Source organism: Flagellimonas algicola (assembly GCF_005937185.1).
Classification (GTDB): Bacteria; Bacteroidota; Bacteroidia; order Flavobacteriales; family Flavobacteriaceae; genus Flagellimonas; species Flagellimonas algicola.
The window spans coordinates 1-17,094 of sequence record NZ_VCNI01000001.1; the positions used below are offsets into that span (position 1 = coordinate 1).

The 17,094-nt window shown below is 41.9% G+C and carries 16 protein-coding genes and 1 rRNA gene; 8 read left to right on the forward strand and 9 right to left on the reverse strand.

The window, feature by feature from the left end; genetic code table 11:
* The 4 genes from rrf to trhA form a co-directional block, all read left to right on the forward strand.
* A 5S ribosomal RNA gene (gene rrf / locus FGG15_RS00005) occupies positions 1 to 86 on the forward strand; the annotation flags it as partial.
* Between the two features lie 146 nt (positions 87 to 232).
* The gene (locus FGG15_RS00010) at positions 233 to 3,361 is read left to right on the forward strand and encodes a TonB-dependent receptor (RefSeq protein WP_138831915.1); all 3,129 of its coding nucleotides are present in this window, start codon (positions 233 to 235) and stop codon (positions 3,359 to 3,361) included.
* Positions 3,362 to 3,424: 63 nt separating this feature from the next.
* Positions 3,425 to 4,765, forward strand: coding sequence for an amidohydrolase family protein (locus FGG15_RS00015; RefSeq protein WP_138831917.1), 1,341 nt, complete (start codon positions 3,425 to 3,427; stop codon positions 4,763 to 4,765).
* Between the two features lie 3 nt (positions 4,766 to 4,768).
* Positions 4,769 to 5,398 carry a PAQR family membrane homeostasis protein TrhA gene (trhA, locus tag FGG15_RS00020; protein WP_138831919.1) on the forward strand — a complete coding sequence of 210 codons (630 nt, stop codon included), beginning with the start codon at positions 4,769 to 4,771 and terminating at the stop codon, positions 5,396 to 5,398.
* 74 nt (positions 5,399 to 5,472) lie between these two features.
* On the opposite strand, the gene FGG15_RS00025 is transcribed toward trhA, so the two are convergent.
* Together FGG15_RS00025 and FGG15_RS00030 are read right to left on the reverse strand one after the other, a co-directional pair.
* Positions 5,473 to 6,630, reverse strand: coding sequence for a hypothetical protein (locus tag FGG15_RS00025; protein ID WP_237561704.1), 1,158 nt, complete (start codon positions 6,628 to 6,630; stop codon positions 5,473 to 5,475).
* A gap of 150 nt (positions 6,631 to 6,780) precedes the next feature.
* The gene (locus FGG15_RS00030; protein ID WP_138831923.1) at positions 6,781 to 7,470 is read right to left on the reverse strand and encodes a ZIP family metal transporter; all 690 of its coding nucleotides are present in this window, start codon (positions 7,468 to 7,470) and stop codon (positions 6,781 to 6,783) included.
* A 56-nt stretch (positions 7,471 to 7,526) separates the two neighbouring features.
* On the opposite strand from FGG15_RS00030, the gene FGG15_RS00035 reads away from it, so the two are divergent.
* Positions 7,527 to 8,684, forward strand: coding sequence for a THUMP domain-containing class I SAM-dependent RNA methyltransferase (locus FGG15_RS00035; RefSeq protein ID WP_138831925.1), 1,158 nt, complete (start codon positions 7,527 to 7,529; stop codon positions 8,682 to 8,684).
* A gap of 31 nt (positions 8,685 to 8,715) precedes the next feature.
* On the opposite strand, the gene FGG15_RS00040 is transcribed toward FGG15_RS00035, so the two are convergent.
* From FGG15_RS00040 to rlmD, 5 genes are read right to left on the reverse strand one after another with little or no spacing between them, the layout of a single operon-like run.
* On the reverse strand, positions 8,716 to 9,012 hold the full coding sequence (locus FGG15_RS00040; RefSeq protein WP_138831927.1) for an antibiotic biosynthesis monooxygenase family protein: 297 nt from the start codon (positions 9,010 to 9,012) through the stop codon (positions 8,716 to 8,718).
* A gap of 8 nt (positions 9,013 to 9,020) precedes the next feature.
* Positions 9,021 to 9,362, reverse strand: coding sequence for a VOC family protein (locus FGG15_RS00045; protein ID WP_138831929.1), 342 nt, complete (start codon positions 9,360 to 9,362; stop codon positions 9,021 to 9,023).
* A gap of 14 nt (positions 9,363 to 9,376) precedes the next feature.
* On the reverse strand, positions 9,377 to 10,132 hold the full coding sequence (locus FGG15_RS00050; RefSeq protein ID WP_138831931.1) for a DUF6048 family protein: 756 nt from the start codon (positions 10,130 to 10,132) through the stop codon (positions 9,377 to 9,379).
* Complete coding sequence (locus FGG15_RS00055; RefSeq protein WP_138831933.1) at positions 10,113 to 10,631, reverse strand: DUF6452 family protein; 519 nt, start codon at positions 10,629 to 10,631, stop codon at positions 10,113 to 10,115. The genes FGG15_RS00050 and FGG15_RS00055 overlap by 20 nt, the downstream gene beginning before the upstream one ends.
* 29 nt (positions 10,632 to 10,660) lie before the next feature.
* On the reverse strand, positions 10,661 to 12,073 hold the full coding sequence (rlmD, locus tag FGG15_RS00060; protein ID WP_138831935.1) for a 23S rRNA (uracil(1939)-C(5))-methyltransferase RlmD: 1,413 nt from the start codon (positions 12,071 to 12,073) through the stop codon (positions 10,661 to 10,663).
* A 120-nt stretch (positions 12,074 to 12,193) separates the two neighbouring features.
* Here rlmD and FGG15_RS00065 point away from each other — a divergent pair, with 120 nt between their 5' ends.
* The 3 genes from FGG15_RS00065 to rocD all read left to right on the forward strand — a co-directional run bounded on the left by FGG15_RS00065 (position 12,194) and on the right by rocD (position 14,509).
* The gene (locus FGG15_RS00065) at positions 12,194 to 12,736 is read left to right on the forward strand and encodes an RNA polymerase sigma factor (protein ID WP_138835318.1); all 543 of its coding nucleotides are present in this window, start codon (positions 12,194 to 12,196) and stop codon (positions 12,734 to 12,736) included.
* Position 12,737: 1 nt separating this feature from the next.
* Positions 12,738 to 13,118 (forward strand): DUF6768 family protein, encoded by a 381-nt coding sequence (locus tag FGG15_RS00070; protein WP_138831937.1) that lies wholly within the window; start codon positions 12,738 to 12,740, stop codon positions 13,116 to 13,118.
* A 146-nt stretch (positions 13,119 to 13,264) separates the two neighbouring features.
* Positions 13,265 to 14,509 (forward strand): ornithine--oxo-acid transaminase, encoded by a 1,245-nt coding sequence (gene rocD, locus FGG15_RS00075; RefSeq protein WP_138831939.1) that lies wholly within the window; start codon positions 13,265 to 13,267, stop codon positions 14,507 to 14,509.
* 65 nt (positions 14,510 to 14,574) lie between these two features.
* Here the strand turns inward: rocD and FGG15_RS00080 are convergent, their stop codons facing one another.
* Both FGG15_RS00080 and FGG15_RS00085 read right to left on the reverse strand, forming a co-directional pair.
* Entirely contained in the window at positions 14,575 to 15,627 is a 1,053-nt protein-coding gene (locus FGG15_RS00080; protein ID WP_138831941.1) for a S66 peptidase family protein, read from the reverse strand.
* A gap of 98 nt (positions 15,628 to 15,725) precedes the next feature.
* Positions 15,726 to 17,054, reverse strand: coding sequence for a carboxypeptidase-like regulatory domain-containing protein (locus FGG15_RS00085; protein WP_138831943.1), 1,329 nt, complete (start codon positions 17,052 to 17,054; stop codon positions 15,726 to 15,728).
* Between the last annotated feature and the right edge of the window lie 40 nt (positions 17,055 to 17,094).

Sequence of the window (17,094 nt, forward strand, 5' to 3'; positions counted from 1 at the left end):
CCCCTTTCCATTCCGAACAGGGAAGTTAAGCCCGTTTGCGCCGATGGTACTGCCACACCAGGTGGGAGAGTAGGTCGCCGCCTTCCTTGGCCCTCCTTAGCTTTAGCTTAGGAGGGCTTTTTTATTTTATAGCCCGAAACCAAACAAAATTTCTTGCAAAAATCTTCCAATTACCTGTAAGAAATAGTTGGAGCTAACGTCATAGTTACATTAAGTTTACTGTAAATTAACTATGGGACATACGTTTGCGCTATTCATCCTTTTTATTTTTTCCAACATAATCAGCGCGCAAGTAACTACCGGCACCATTCAAGGAAAGGTGATGGATGAAAACAGCGAACCCATTTCCTTTGCCTCAATAGTTATAAAAGATACTTCCACCAACTATATTTTTGGAACTACAACCCAGGAAAATGGATATTACATCATTACCAATCTGTCTCCTTCATCCACGTATAGATTGGAGGTGTCCTACTTGGGATATCATACGGAAGTTATTGAAAATGTCCACATAAAATTGGGAAACACCACCAATCAAAACTTTAATCTAAAGGAAGAAAGCCTACAATTGGATGAAGTGGTGGTCATTTCCATCAACGGGGAGACCAAACGTGGGAATGAGGCACTGGTTAACGAGACCCAAATCAAAAGAACCCCAACCATTAATAGGAGTATTCAGGATTTAACGAGAAACCTTTCCGAAAACAACTTGAACTCCTTTGCCGGCGCGAGTAACAGATTCAATAACCTCAATATTGATGGCATTGCTAACAATGATGTCATTGGATTCCAAGAACCAGCTAGTGGAGCTTCAGGTTCTTCCGCCAATGGTACTCCTGGAAGCCTATCTCGATCACAACCCATTGGTTTAGGGGTTATAAAACAACTTTCGGTCAAACTTGCTCCTTTTGACGTGAGTATTGGAAATTTTAATGGCGCCAACCTCAATATTGTCACCAAAAATGGGACTAACAGTTTTGAAAGCGAAGTCTATGCCTATGGTAATAACCAAGCTTTTATTGGTAAGTATGCTGATGGGCAAGAACAAAACAAGTCCAGTTTTTATGACCTACAATTTGGTGCTGGCATTGGCGGGGCTGTGGTTAAGGACAAACTGTTTTACTATGTGAATTTTGAACAGGCTTTATCCAGCATTCCAGTCTTAAATGCTCCCGGAAGTGAAACCTCGAATATTCCTTTGGAAGATGTAACTCGGGTTAGAGGGCATTTGATTACCAACTACAATTATGACCCCGGAACGTTTACCAATGCAGATTTGGAAACGTCCAGCAGCAAACTTTTTACCCGTTTGGATTTCAATATTTCCAGCAAACACAAGTTAACGTTGCGGAATAATTATGTGGACAGTTATGCGGATAACCTGGAATGGAATGCCAGTATTTTTAATTTTGGAAATCAAGGCTACAGACATAATAGTACCGCGAATAGCCTTGCTCTGGAATTAAAATCCAATTTTAAAAGCAATTTGTCCAATAATCTTACCCTTGGATATAACACGGTAAAGGAAAATAGAGATTTCGAGGGTCGGGTATTTCCACACATTCAAATAGCTTCCAATTCTACCAACAGGATTTTTGCCGGAACGTATAGGGAAGCCTCCGTTTACAAAACCGATTTTTCCACTTTTCAATTGGCCAACAAGTTGACCTACGTAATGCCGAACCATGTATTTACCTTTGGCGGGCTGGCTCAGATACACAATGTGGATTATGGATTTCTGTCGGCTTGGAACGGAAGATGGGAATATAGATCCGTAGAGGACTTTTTGTCGGACAGACCTAGAAGAGTTCGAGGTGTTTACAATATTAATGATAACGATTTCAATTTTGTGAGCAATCGGCCTTCAGCGACTATAGAAGTCCTGGAAGCAGCACTATATGCACAAGACAAAATTCGAATTAGTGATGATTTTTCTGTTACCTTAGGACTAAGGTTGGATGGTCAATATCTTACAGAAGATCTTCCCATTTCCCAAGAGGTATTGGATACTCCGGAATTTACAGGATTTGATAACAAAATCACCAGAAAACCACAGCTGAATCCAAGATTGGGGTTCAATTATAATCTAAATGAGAATTTGAGGTTAAGCGGGGGAACTGGATTGTTTTCTGGACGATTACCCTATTTGTGGTTTGCTTATGCGGAGTACATTTCTGGTACAGAGTATTTCAATATTGATTTACGGCCGGATACTGAATTGACCCTCACTGAAAATTTATCCGATTTAACCAATCAACAACCCAACTTGGCCGAAATAAACCTGATTGATCAGGATTTTACATTTCCAAGGGATTGGAAAACCAATTTGGCTTTGGATGTAGATTTGCCCTACGACTGGAAATTACATTTGGAAGGAACCTATACCGAAGTGGTCAAGGGTATTTTCTTTCAGTCTATAAACCGACAGGACGAATTGGGTCAATTTGATGGTGCTGATAACAGACCCTATTATCTTGAAACGGGTGATGCCATCAAAATTAATCCGAATTTCACCAACGTATTTTTATTGACCAATACTAACGGCGGATATCGTTATAATGCTTCGCTTGGGCTTAGTAAGCGATTTAACGGTTACAGTTCATATTTAGGATACACCTATGGAAAAAGCAAGGATGTATCCAGTACGGTACGAAGTTCACCAGCCGCCAATTATGAATGGAATCAGGCAATTTTTGGGAATAATCCCGGACTTTCGTTCTCTAATTTTGATTTAAGACATAAAATTGTGTCGACCCATGCCTATAGTTTTGATTTTGGTAACGATGACAGCCTTTTTGTTTCCTTCTTATACAATGGTCGTTCCGGTAGTCCATATTCCTTTATTTATCAAGGTGATTTAAACAGAGATGGTTCTTCTAGAAATGACCTGATTTATGTGCCCCAAGACGAAAATGAAATAGCATTGATAGATATTACTGATAGCAGCGGTAACGTTGCTGTTTCAGCTGCGGAACAATGGCAACAGTTGGACAATTATATCCGAGACAATCCATATCTCAGTGAAAGACGCGGCAATTATGTAGAACGGAACGGCGCCAAAACCCCATGGAACCATGAATTGGATGCAAAGTTTGAATTCAGTAAGAATTTGGGGAATCAAAAAAGATTAACCATTTCTTTGGACATGTTGAATGTCTTGAACTTTATCAATCGCGATTGGGGACGATTGGTCTTTGTACCCAATGTGGTAAATTCCAGTTTTAGTTTGTTGAATTTTGTTGGAATCGAAAACAATGTACCGCAGTTTCAGTTCAATATCTCAGATAATGAAACTCCTTGGGTGGTTGATTTCCAAAATTCGAGATGGAGAGCACAGCTGGGGTTAAAATTTAGCTTTTAAGCCGTTTCACTTAAAGAGGACAGACCTTTTTACATTCATCAGATGTTTAGTACATTTAAGATTATGAAAAAATCAACACTCCTTTGGGCTTTGGTACTTTCGCTGCCCATGTCCATTTTAGCACAGCAAAAATCAATCAAAGCCCTTGTTGGCGGAACCCTTATTGATGGTTTTGGTTCTGACCCTATTAAAAATAGCGTGATCATCATAGAAGGGGAACGTATCAAAGAAGTTGGAACGGTGGAAACCCTTCCGGTTCCTGAAGGGGCCGAAATTATATCTACAGAAGGGATGAGCGTGTTGCCAGGGTTATGGGACATGCATGTGCATACCATGATCAATGGCCATGCAAATTACACCTATTGGGACAAGACCTACCCGCCTTTGTTTGAGGATGTGATCATGCCCTCTTCCGCCCATCAACTATTGATGGCAGGAGTTACTAGTGCAAGGGATTTGGGAGCTCCGCTCAAAGAAAGCATTTCGGTACGTGATAGGATTAATAAGGGTGAAATTCCTGGTGCAACCCTATATGTATCCGGTCCATTTATTCAGCATAAACCCTATCCAGGAACAGAGGACTTTAGATGGGGAGTAAACAGCCCGGAGGACGGTAAGCGAAAAATTAAAAAATTGGCAGATGCAGGGGTGGATGTGATCAAACTGATTGATCATGATCAAATGACCATGGAAGAGCTGAGCGCGGTGGTTGACGAAGCCCATAAATACAATTTAAAGGTGGTGGCGCACGGACATCGTCCTGAGGAAATAAGAAGAGGGCTGGAGGTAGGCGTTGATTGTTTTGAGCATACCGGATTATCCTCTGCACCCAAATATCCTGATGATGTCATGGAAATGATCAAGGAGCGAACAGCACAGATGAACAAAGGGCCCTTGTTTTGGTGCCCCACTGTGGAAGGACTTTACAATTATGAATATACCAGGGACAATCCAGAAAAATTGGATAATGATTCCTGGCACTTGGGGTTACCAGATAGCGTGATAACCGATATAAAAAATAGCTTTAAGCATCCTGATCGCTTGCCGTACTTTCAGTTGACGCCTTCAAGGAGACCGACCTTGCAAACCAAGATTCAACAGCTTTTGGACGCTGGGGTGGTTTTATTGGTGGGAACCGACAGTGGGATTCCTATGAAGTTCCACAGTCAATCCACTTGGAATGAACTGGATGTATGGGTGAACGAATTTGGCATTGATCCCATGTACGCCATTCGAGCTGCAACTTATTGGCCTTCCCTTTGGACGGGTGTTGCCGATGAAGTGGGCACGATCACCCCCGGAAAATATGCCGATATTATTGCTGTGGATGGGGATGTGTTGCGATACATTAGTTTGCTGCAAGATGTGGATATGGTGATCAAGCACGGTAAGCAATACAAATAGTCTTTGGATCGGGAAGAAAGGCTTTTGGTTTTGGAAGAAAAATGGAATACCTATTCCCATGGTTTGGGTACGATTTTAGCCGTGGTCGGGTTTTTCTTTTTGATCCAAGAAGACCTTTCCGAAAGTTATGCAGTCATCAGCATTGTTGTCTATAGTCTTTCTTTGATTTTATTGTTCACCGCTTCTACTTTGTACCATGCGGTTCGAGAACCCAAATTGAAGGCAAAGCTTCGGATTTTGGATCATATCAGTATTTATTACCTGATTGCCGGAAGCTATACTCCCGTTTGTTTGCTGGTTTTGCAAGAGTCCAAGGGTTGGCTGCTCTTGTATATGGTTTGGGGAATAACTGTCTTTGGAACGATTGTAAAACTGTTCTTTACCGGAAAATTTGAAAAACTGTCCCTAATACTTTACGCGGTAATGGGCTATTTGGTCGTTTTGGATTACAGTTTCCTTTCGCAAAATTTATCTACTACAGGCCTGTTTTGGATGGCCCTGGGCGGTGCCTTTTATACCCTAGGGATTTTCTTTTACGTCATGAAACGTATCCCCTTTAACCATTTGATATGGCACCTATTTGTATTGGGAGGGGCTACGAGTCATTGGTTTTTGGTTTGTGGAATTTTTTAGGTAGTGAATGCCAAAAAAAAGGAGAGGAATCAACCCTCTCCTTTTCTTCATTGGATAATATTCTTATTCACATTTTAAAACGTATAAGCTGGTAATGCAACCAAACCGAAGTATACGCCGTTAGCTCCAATTTGTGCAATATGAATCAATCTATTCCCATCAATATCCACTTTGGCGATATGGGTGTTTCCACTATCAAGATTATAACAAAGTGCATGAACGTTTCCGACATTGTCTCTAATTAGATTTCGAATGTAGTAGTCTGATGCATTATCTGTTATGGTAAATCCATCCAAGGTTAACTCGATTACTTCGGATACCTTACCCTGTAAATCTGATTTATATAATTTAACGGGATTTGACAAACCGGTTCCTACCAATACTTCTTGTTGACTATCCCCAAAGGTCATACCTAATCCACAGCATGGTACATCATCTCCGGTAAAGGTCATTGGTTCAATTGCATTACCTGCGGTATCAAAACTAATCAAGGCTGGGTCAATCCCGTTCCCAAATCCAATAGTTGCCAAAATTTGGTTGTTTGGTGTGATTAGAATATCGGCAATTCCCTTCCAAATATCATCTCCATTATCGTTGATCAGGGTAGGTGTCATATTACTTGGGTCTACGGCATAAAGTTGCCCGTTGCCATCTTCGGAGTTGGTAATGTAGATTTGGTTATTATTTGGATTATGTACAACACCTCTAATATCTACCAGTGCATTCTCTTCATCTTTCATCATGGTAAAGCTGGGGGTGAGACCACCATCACTTAAATCCAAAACAAAAAATTGGCCTGTATCCCGGTTGGTAACCAACAATTCCACCTTGTCCGTTACCGATGCAGAAATGGTTATGTCACTTTCCTTAACCACAAACTTGGCCAGATCACTTTCGGTATCCGCAGGAGCAAGTGAAGAACCGGACCAATCAAAATAAAAGTCCTCCTCAAAAATGTCTACTTCCCCATTATTGATTTTCACCCAAAGCTCATCGCCTTTGGACAAATCTGCGGGTTTTTCAGTGGTATAAGATTCTCCATTGTCAATGGAATACCAAAAAGACAAGGTCCCAGGAGCGGTATAGCCATCATCGTTGATCGTTACTTCGGTAATTTGGTAGAAAGTTTCCGTTGGACCATCATCCGGGTTGTCCGGAGAATCATCTTTACCACAGTTTACATTCAGAAATGCCCACGTGCTAATCAAAGCATACAGGGCTAATTTTTGCATTTTCATTTTAAAAGGTTTTATGGGTTATGGCGCGAATGTAGCTGTAGCACCCCTCCCAATTTGGAGTCAATGGACGGAACACCGTTTTGAATTGATGGATGCCCGTTTTGGGTTGACGGATTTTTTTAGCCTCTTAAGAAAATCAGATATTTATAGAAAATAAGCCAGGCCTACACCTAAAATAATCACCACCAATTTTCTAAGATTAAAGGAATGCCCCTGGGAGCTTTCAAAAAGGATGATCGTGGAAATATGAAGGAACACCCCAATGGCCAGGGCAGTTAGCAAATGCCCATAACTGTCCAGCCAGGTAGATTGATTTGCCAGTAAACTCCCTAGCGGTGTCATTAGGGAAAATGTGATCATGAACAGAATGGCCAATCCTTTGTTCATTTTGGAGTTCAACAAGAAAATACCCAAAACAATGGCCACAGGAATTTTATGTATGATAATACCGTACAAAATCGGTTCATTTCCATGGATGGGTGTGCCCTCGATCAAGGCGTGGAGTGACAAACTCAAAAAAAGTAGGAGAGGGAAACCCGTTTTTTCCAAATCCAAATGCATGTGGCCATGTTCTGCACCTTTGGAAAAGAACTCCAAAAAAATCTGAAGCAAAATTCCAGCTAAAATGAAGACGGCAATGGTCCTTGGGCTATGGTGTTCGTAAACCTCTGGGAGGAGTTCAAAAAAGGTAATTGCCAACAAAAAAGCTCCACTAAAAGCCAAGAGCAAACGCACATTTTTTTTGTCTTTGGGCTTTGTGAGCCATACAAATGCAAATCCGGCCCAAACCGCCAAGATGGGTATTACATAAATCAAAACAAATGGGAATTCCATACGCTGGATTGAAGGCGTAAAAATAGCCTATTTTTGCCGAAAGATTTTCATAGGACATGGCAGGAAATTTTAGAATGTTGGCCAAAACTTTATACGGCTTTGAACCGCTGTTGGCCAAAGAGCTGCGCAATCTTGGTGCAGGTAGGGTAGAAGAGGGTGTGAGGAATGTTTCCTTTGAAGGGGATACTGGCTTTATGTACAAGGCCAACCTTTGCCTACGTACCGCGTTAAAGGTCATGAAACCTATTTCCAGGTTTAAGGTGCACAACGAAAAGGAGCTCTATCGCAATGTATATCAAATAGATTGGCCCCAGCTTTTTGGGGAGGATAAGACCTTTGCCATTGATACCACCATGAGCTCTGATGTATTTAGAAATTCCATGTTTGTTTCCCAACGAGCGAAAGATGCGATCGTTGATAAATTTAGGGCCGTGACCCGGCAACGACCCAATGTGGATTCCCATGACCCGGATGTTCGTATCAATATTCATTTATTCCGGAACAACTGCACGGTTTCTTTGGACAGCTCTGGGCCTTCTTTGCACCAACGCGGTTATCGAATTGCTACCAATATTGCTCCCATCAACGAGGTTTTGGCCGCAGGATTGCTTTTACACAGTGGATGGGATGGTCAGACGGATTTTTTGGACCCAATGTGCGGCAGTGGAACATTTTTGATTGAGGCGGGTATGATTGCTTGTAATATTCCAGCGAACATCAATCGGGAATTCTATGCTTTTCAACATTGGAAGGACTACGATGCGGGCCTACATGAGAAGATTGTGAATGCCAGTTTGAACAAAACCAGGGAATTTCACCATAGAATCTTCGGATACGATAAAGCACCATCTGCGGTGAGAAAAGTCCAGGAAAATGTGGATAATGCCAATCTTTCAGATTATATCACCATTGAGCGCAAAGACTTCTTCCGAACCGAGAAACCTACGGATTCCAAATTGCATATAGTGTTTAACCCACCTTATGGGGAACGACTTCAAATTGACCCTGATGCCTTCTATGCCAAAATTGGAGATGCCTTAAAGCAGGATTATCCAGGAACGGATGCTTGGTTGATAACTTCCAATTTGGAAGCTCTCAAATACCTGGGGCTAAAGACTTCGAGAAGGATAAAGACCTTTAACGGCAAGCTCGAGTCCAGACTGGTGAAATATGAAATGTACGAGGGTACTAAGAAACACAAGCCCACGGATTAAGTGGTAACAATATCCTGGTTCTTCCCTGTTTTTATAGGCTAATTTGTTCAAAATGCTGAACGCTGCAGGATTCGATGTACTTTTCCATTCCAGCCGGGATATGGGCCTGATTCCATTGTTCACCTGCAAAAAGCCGAATATCTTCTTCGCTGGCCCAATACGATATCATGGAGAACGTATTGGGATTCCACCGGGTTGGCCGGGCAATTTCCAAGCGAATCAAACCCTGTTGTCCTTCCACTAATGGGACTGAAATTTCCTTGAACTTGGATTCAAACTCAGCATGAAGGTCTTGAGGCACTTCCGCAGTAAATACTCTAACAATCATGGATTCCGTTATTTATCCGACCAGATAGCCAATTCATTGCCTGCTGGATCCTTAAAATGGAACCGACGGCCACCGGGGAAAGAAAAAATAGGTTTGCAAATTTCCGCTCCGGCTTCAACCACTTTATCCTGAATTAACGCAAGGTTTTCATGATAGAGCACTACCAATGCACCGTTAACAACATCGTCCTCGGTAAGTTCAAAACCTCCTTCCAAACCGCTATTGGAAAAAGCGGTATAGGTAGGACCGAAATCGGTAAAAGTCCACCCAAACGATTGTTGATAAAAGGCTTTTACCTTTTCAATATCTTTTGTTTTGAATTCAACGTAATTGATGTGGCTGTTTTCCATGGTTTCCGTGCTTATTATTCGGGTTGATCTTTTGGTTTTTTGGCCTTTTTGTATATTGGAATCAAATAGGAAAGGGTGTAGTTGTAGCTTACCCCAAAGTTACTTCCATCCGTTACCCGATTAAATCCTGGAATCCATAAATTGGGAAATTGTTCATCCTCCGTATTGGTAATCAAGAATCCCAAACGGGCACTTATTCCAACATAAATATTGGCAAAAAGCTCTGCTTTTATTCCCACAACAAATTCCAGCCATGAGGCGCTGAGGCCACTAAATTCTTGACCGGGTGTTGTGCCGTTCAGAAAGTCAGTGGGACTGAAAAAACGATCGGAATCATAAATTTTGTAATCGTTCAAGGTTTGGGTAAATGTGGCAAAGGAGTATCTACCGCCAATGATGATGGAATTTTGCATCCCGAACCAATTCTCATACGTATTCAGATCAACCCCGAGTTTAATATAACTACCCTTGGAAGTGTAGTTGTACAAAGGGGTATTGCCCAAGTCTTCAAATATTGTTTTTTCTTCATTTCCCAGTTCCCCGGCCAGATACAATTTTTGGGAAAGTCTAAAGTCACCCGTCACCTCAAAACCGGTGTAATCTTCATCCAAAAATGAAAACACAAGCCTATTGAGGTCTGCACCCACTCGTAAACCGTATTGTTGCTTGTACTCCACCGTGTCTTTGGGTTGAAGATCCACAGGTTCGTCCTGGGAGATTCCCCAAATAGGTAGGCCGAAGAAAAGAAGGCTAATGAAATACTTTGACATGGATGCTATTGGAATTTGCTACGGTTTCTTGTTCTATGGTGATGTTCTGTATCCAATTGGTATCGCTATCGGGTATGGTGACGGTCAGGTTGTCAAAATTTGCAACAAACCCACAAGCCTTGGAAACATAAGTTTCCTGCACCCCATAATTTATCGTAATGGCATCGCTGTTTCCCGTTTCTTCCCCAGTATCCGCGTCAGCGGCAGAGTCCATTATGAGTTCGTAAGTGGTAGAAGTATCAGCTATCCGAAGGGGCACCAAAAGGGAATCTGGTGAATCCGAACGATCCGTGAAGGAGTCATTTTCCAGTACACTGTCTATGTCCAACGAATTGATTCTTATGGAAGGCACTTCCTTGAATTCTTCGGTATTCTCGACATCATAAAAACCAATAATTAACAAAGGCGTATCGCCATCCACGCAGATATCATCTTTTTCGCAGGAAGCAGAATAGATCAATAAGAAGGCGATGAGTAAGCTAGGGAGTACTTTTTTCATTCAAAGTTTAAAACATAGGTTATCAAAAATTAGACCCGTTTCTCCAAAAGTACAACATTTTCAACGTGATGTGTTTGGGGAAACATATCTACCGGTTGCACTTGGATTACCTGGTATTTTTCGTCCAATAGAGCCAAATCCCTGGCTTGGGTTGCGCTGTTGCAACTCACATAAACAATTCTTTGGGCAGCTACCTGCAACAGCTGCTCAACAACCTGTTTGTGCATGCCGTCCCGTGGTGGGTCGGTGATGATAACATCAGGTTGACCATGCTGTTCAATAAATTCAGTAGTGAACACATTCTTCATGTCTCCTACATAGAACTCCACATTGGATATGTCATTCCCTAGGGCATTGTTTTTGGCGTCCGAAATAGCTTCGGGAATAGATTCGACCCCAATAACTTTTCTGGCTTTTTTGGAAATGAATTGTGCAATGGTTCCGGTTCCCGTATACAGGTCATATACCAATTCCTGCCCGGTAAGTCCGGCAAAATCCCGAGTGACCTTGTAAAGTTCGTATGCTTGCTCCGAATTGGTCTGATAAAATGATTTTGCGTTTATCTTGAATTTTAGGCCCTCCATCTCTTCAAAAATATGATCACGACCTGCAAAACAGACCACATCCTGATCGTAAATGGTATCGTTTTGCTTTTGGTTGATGACATAGAGTAAGGAGGTAATCTCGGGAAATTTTTCTTTCAAAAAAGTCAGCAATAGTTCCCTGGGTTCTTTGTTATCTTCAAAAAATTGAATCAGCACCATAACCTCCCCAATGCTGCTTGTCCGTAACATCAAGGTTCGAAGTAGGCCTTCCTGAGTCCTTGGATTGAAAAATGAAAGTCCATTTTCCACTGCAAATTGTCTAATGGCTGTTCGGATGGCATTGGACGGATCTTCTTGCAAATGGCATTTGTTGATGTCCAGAATTTTGTCCCACATGCCCGGAATATGAAAGCCAAGGGCATTGCGATCCACAATTTCTTCCTCAGAGTTAATTTCCTGTTCCGTTAGCCATCTACTGCTGGAAAATGAAAACTCCATTTTGTTCCGATAGAAATACTGCTTTTCGGAACCTAGGATGGACATGGTCTCTGGCAGTTCCACACCACCAATTCGCTGTAGATTGTTCTCCACTTCCTTCTGCTTATAGAACAGCTGGTGCTCATACGCCATGTGTTGCCATTTGCATCCCCCGCATACCCCAAAATGTTCACATTGGGGATCTGTTCGTTTTGCTGAGCGTTGATGGAAATTGGTGGCAACCCCTTCAAAATAGGCCTTTCTTTTTTTTGTGGTCATTACATCAACCACATCACCAGGCACGGCGTTGGAAAGGAATATCACCCTTCCATCAGGGGCTTTCCCAACGGATTTTCCCTTGGCTCCGGCGTCTACTACTTCAACGTGCTCAAAGGTCTGTCGGCTCTTTTTTCTTCGCATGGCGCAAAAGTAGGAATAGGTTTTTATTCAGAACAACTAACTTGTATAAATGTATCCCAAAAAATTCTTCAAACTTTTGAACCTTTTCCTTGGCCAAACGTCCTTGTATTGAAAGTAGATATGAAAACAACCCGTTTTGTATTTGATGGCTTAATGGTATTGGAATACCAGTCTGGGAACCAAAAGTCTTTATCGGTGCTGGTGAACCGACATCATAATCGATTGTGCAGACATTCGTATAGATATACCAAAGATGTTGAGGCCTCAAAGGACATTGTTCAGGATTCATGGCGAGTAATCATTAAAAAATTAAATACGCTAAAGGATCCCAATAGTTTTAGTAGTTGGTCCACCAGGATTGTGACGCACAAAAGTTTGGATTACCTGAACAAGCTCAAATCCAGTCAAAAAAATCTGAAAAGTTTTGCGGAGAACGATCAAGAGCAAACGCAAAAGGAAACTGATGACACGGGTAAAGTAAGCCAGTTGTTGAGTGCAATCAAAGAGCTTCCGGAAAACCAGCAAATGGTATTGAAGTTGTTTTACACGGAAGAATACTCACTTAAGGAAATTGCGGAAATTTTAGACATATCCGTGGGTACTACAAAATCACGGTTGTACCACGCAAGAGAAAAATTGAAGAAAATTTTAAAAGATAAATAAGATGAAAAAAGAGATGGAAGAAATAGACAAGTTGATCAAGGAAGCGTTGACCCAAGACGAAGCCAAATTTTATGATGAACTGGGAGAACAGAATGTTTTGGAAAAGTTTGGGGGAATTTTTAAAGGCAAAATGGGTTGGTTGATAGTAATCATGAACATCATGGTATTTGTATTCTTAGGAGTGCTTATTTACTGCAGCATACAGTTTTTGGACTCGGAAGCTACCAACGACCTTATCAAATGGGGAGTGGGCATATTTATTTGCCTTATTATGATGAGCATGCTCAAAGTCTATTTTTGGATGCAAATGGACAAAAACGATCTGCTTCGGGAATTAAAACGATTGGAACTGCAAATCTCCGCGCTATCCCATAAAAAGTGACGTTGAATACACTTTTAATTGGATAAAAATTTGATATTTTTGCGACACTACTAGGGATGATTTCTCTCCCACGCTGCTTTTTCGAGTCCTCGAAAGAATAAAGGTACAGAAGGAATGGTTGTTTTATCAATTTAAAAATTACTAAAATGGCTGTTTTAGAACATTTAACGTCGCAGCAAGCGATTGATTTAGAGAACAAGTACGGAGCCCACAATTATCACCCACTACCCGTTGTACTGAGTCGGGGAGAAGGTGTGTATGTTTGGGATGCTGAAGGAAAAAAGTATTACGATTTTTTATCGGCCTATTCGGCCGTGAACCAGGGCCATTGCCATCCAAAGATTGTTGGGGCCATGGTAGATCAGGCAAGAACCCTCACATTGACTTCCAGAGCGTTCTACAACGACATGTTGGGCATTTATGAAAAGTATGTGACCACCACCTTTGGGTTTGACAAATTACTGCCTATGAACACTGGGGCAGAAGCTGTTGAAACGGCTTTGAAGATTTGCCGTAGATGGGCTTATCAGAAAAAGGGGATTCCGGAGAATCAGGCGAAGATCATTGTATGTAAAAACAACTTCCACGGAAGAACAACAACGATTATCTCTTTTTCCAATGACCCTGTTGCCAGGGAGAACTATGGGCCCTATACCGAGGGTTTTATTAAGATTGAATACGATAATCTGCAGGCTTTGGAAAGTGCTTTGATCGCTAATCCAGATGTGGCAGGATTCCTTGTTGAGCCTATTCAAGGTGAGGCAGGTGTATATGTGCCCTCAGAGGGCTACTTGACCGCGGCCAGGGAACTTTGTGAGCAGCACAACGTTCTTTTTATTGCGGATGAAGTGCAAACGGGAATAGCCCGTACAGGAAAACTATTGGCCGTGGATCATGAAGACGTGAAACCGGATATTTTGATTTTGGGCAAAGCCTTGTCAGGTGGAGCTTATCCTGTATCTGCTGTTTTGGCCAATGATGAAATCATGGATGTCATTACTCCGGGAAGTCATGGAAGTACTTTTGGAGGAAATCCGGTAGCGGCTGCTGTTGGAATTGCCGCCCTGGAGGTGGTCAAGGAGGAGCAGCTAGCAGAAAACGCCATGGAATTGGGTGAAGTTTTTAGGGAAGAACTCAACAAGTTCATTCCAAGCTGTGATTTGGTTTTAAAGGTACGAGGGAAAGGCCTTCTGAATGCCATTGTGATCAATGACACCGAAGATAGTTCCACTGCGTGGGATATCTGTATGGCGTTACGCGACAATGGATTGTTGGCGAAGCCTACCCATGGTAATATCATTCGATTTGCACCGCCATTGGTCATGAACCATGAACAAATGATGGATTGCATTTCCATTATCAAGAAAACGCTTCAGGAGTTTGAAAAATAAAAACCACTCCCTAGAATAAAGGCTCGGTTATCCGGGCCTTTTTTTATTCCATTAAAATTGGTGGGTTATGAAACTACATTTTCCAAAAGCTTCAAGGTCATTTTATCAGCATCCCATAGGGCATGGATACCAATTGCAAAAGTAAAGTTATTGGTGACATGGCCAAAGCTCATGCCATAAGCCGCTGGAATGTTCAAGGGAGCTATTCGGTCCATGAGTACTTGTTTTAGAGTGAAACCGTTGGGACTTGGATCTCTATCGCATCCGGCGCAAACCCCAAAAACGATTCCCTTGGCTTTTTTAAATGAGGAACCTTCAATCAATTGCGTCAACATTCTGTCCATTCTATAGGGTGCTTCCTCCACATCTTCAATACAAACGATGGTATCGGTAAAATCAATTTCATAAGGGGTTCCCACAAGTGCTACAATCAGACTTAAGCTGCCACCCACCAATTTTCCAGATGTGGAACCAACAGTTATAGTGTATCGCTCATATTCTGGGTTTTCAAGGATTTCCATATCCTCCAAAACCACATTTTCTATAGTTTGGGGGTATTTCGGAGATTCCAACCTAGTTAGCAACTGTTGCTTGCTATAATCATCGTTTAGGGTACTACCTACAGGACCATGGAAGGTTACCAATCCAGTTTCTTGATTGATGCCATTCAGAAGAGCGGTAACATCACTAAACCCCACCAAAATTTTGGGATTGGATTTTATGTTTTCGTAATTGATCATTTGCATGATCCGGGTGCATCCATAGCCGCCACGGGCACAGAGAATGGCATCTATTTCTGGATTGCTGAACATTTCGTTGAGGTCCGCTGCCCGTTCTTCATCCGTATCGCTAAAATATCCATGGTTTCCATGAATGCGATCTGTATGGAAAGGGATAAAGCCCATATCGACCAAGGTGGACTTCATCTCTTTTAATACCTCTGGTTTAACCGCATAGCCTGGCGCAATCAGCCCAATGGTGTCTCCTTTCTTTAGTCTTTTGGGTAACAGTTTGATGGTATCTTGCGCTAAACCCTCAATGTTGGGTCTTACATGGGAGACCAAAGTGGACGCAGACAGTAATGCGGATAGATTGATAAATTGCCTTCTTTTAAGCATCGGGTTTAGGTTTTGGGTTGCCTCAAAATAAAATAGCCACCTTAAATATGGTGACTATTTTTGACTTCATAATTTATATCTGACGTAGGAATGTGCGGTTATGGAGCTGCTGACCCACCCTTTGACCTTGCCCTACGCAATTGCCGTTGTATTTTCTTTATCGCGGATTCAATGGATTTTTCTGGCTCAATGATATTATATTCTCCCCAGAAATCGGGGTCTGAAAATCCGACTGCCTCATCACTTAAAATTATGGACTTTTTAAGACGTTCCCTGACTTTCGGTAATTGTCCGTCCACGTTTTTTTCCCAATCCGTAACCGCCATCTCGGCTGTCATACTATAAACGGAGTTGAAGAGCTTGTCTTCCCAATCCACTTTGAATTCCAAAAGGACATTGCTATACCCGTAATACCACTTACCTCCTTTTTCACGGTAATCCACCCTATAGGCCACCTCTGTGGGCCAAACGTCCACTTTGGCGGGCTTTTTCCGGACAAAGAGCCTGGCTGCCCTGTATTTGTCCGTGATATTGAGGGTATAAATGGCACTGGTCAAGGTTCGGTTCTCTACATCGATAAAAAGCTCCCCTTGGTATAAGGGCTCTTTAATACTCTCCCATTGGTTAAACTTGATAACATAAATCAACTTGTCATTAATTCTTGTGGAACGGCTAAAGGTGAACTGGTAATCTTGAATGGAGCCTTCAGCGAAAATATACTCAGGATACTTCATGATATCCACATAAAGCGTGTTGAAAGGTCCACCTTGAAGTTTGAGAGCCACCGTATCCAATTTACTATAGTCTGTACTCTTACGGGCCCTATAGAGTTCAACAGCATCCTTTCTAAGCGAACTATAGGGGGACTTGTAGATGTTTACCACAGCTTCGGACAGGGATACATTTTTTCTTCGTTTTTTGATGGTTTCCCTATAAAATGCTGTCATCAGTGTGGGGTCGTCAAAGTAATTGTCGCCTTTTCTGGCCAAAGTCTCTCTAACCAAGGCTGCTGCATCTTTTGGGGCGTTGATATTTACCTCCGATAGCTCTGTAACCGACACCACTAGGGTAATCTTGTTTTTACTCGGCTTTAAATCGGCTAGCGAAATGTTCTTGCTCTTATAGCCCAAAAAGGAAACCACAATTGTTCCATCCGTCATTTCCTTGGGTATTTTAAGTAAAAAATTACCTTCCGTGTTTGTGATGGTACTTATGTTTGTGCCTTCCACCGATAGGGTAGCAAAGACCAATGGCTTTTTGGAAGAGGCATCTCTTATTTCTCCCTTATATTGATTAAAAGCATTGTCCTCCACCTGAACAGCCTGAAATGCCATGGAATCCGTAGGGCAAAGCATCCAAACAAGCAAAATTAGTAATGTGGGAACCAATCGAATCCCTTTGAATAAACTCTTGGCAAATAAATTCATAGCCTATTAATTTACAGATAATCCTATCTATAAAGATACA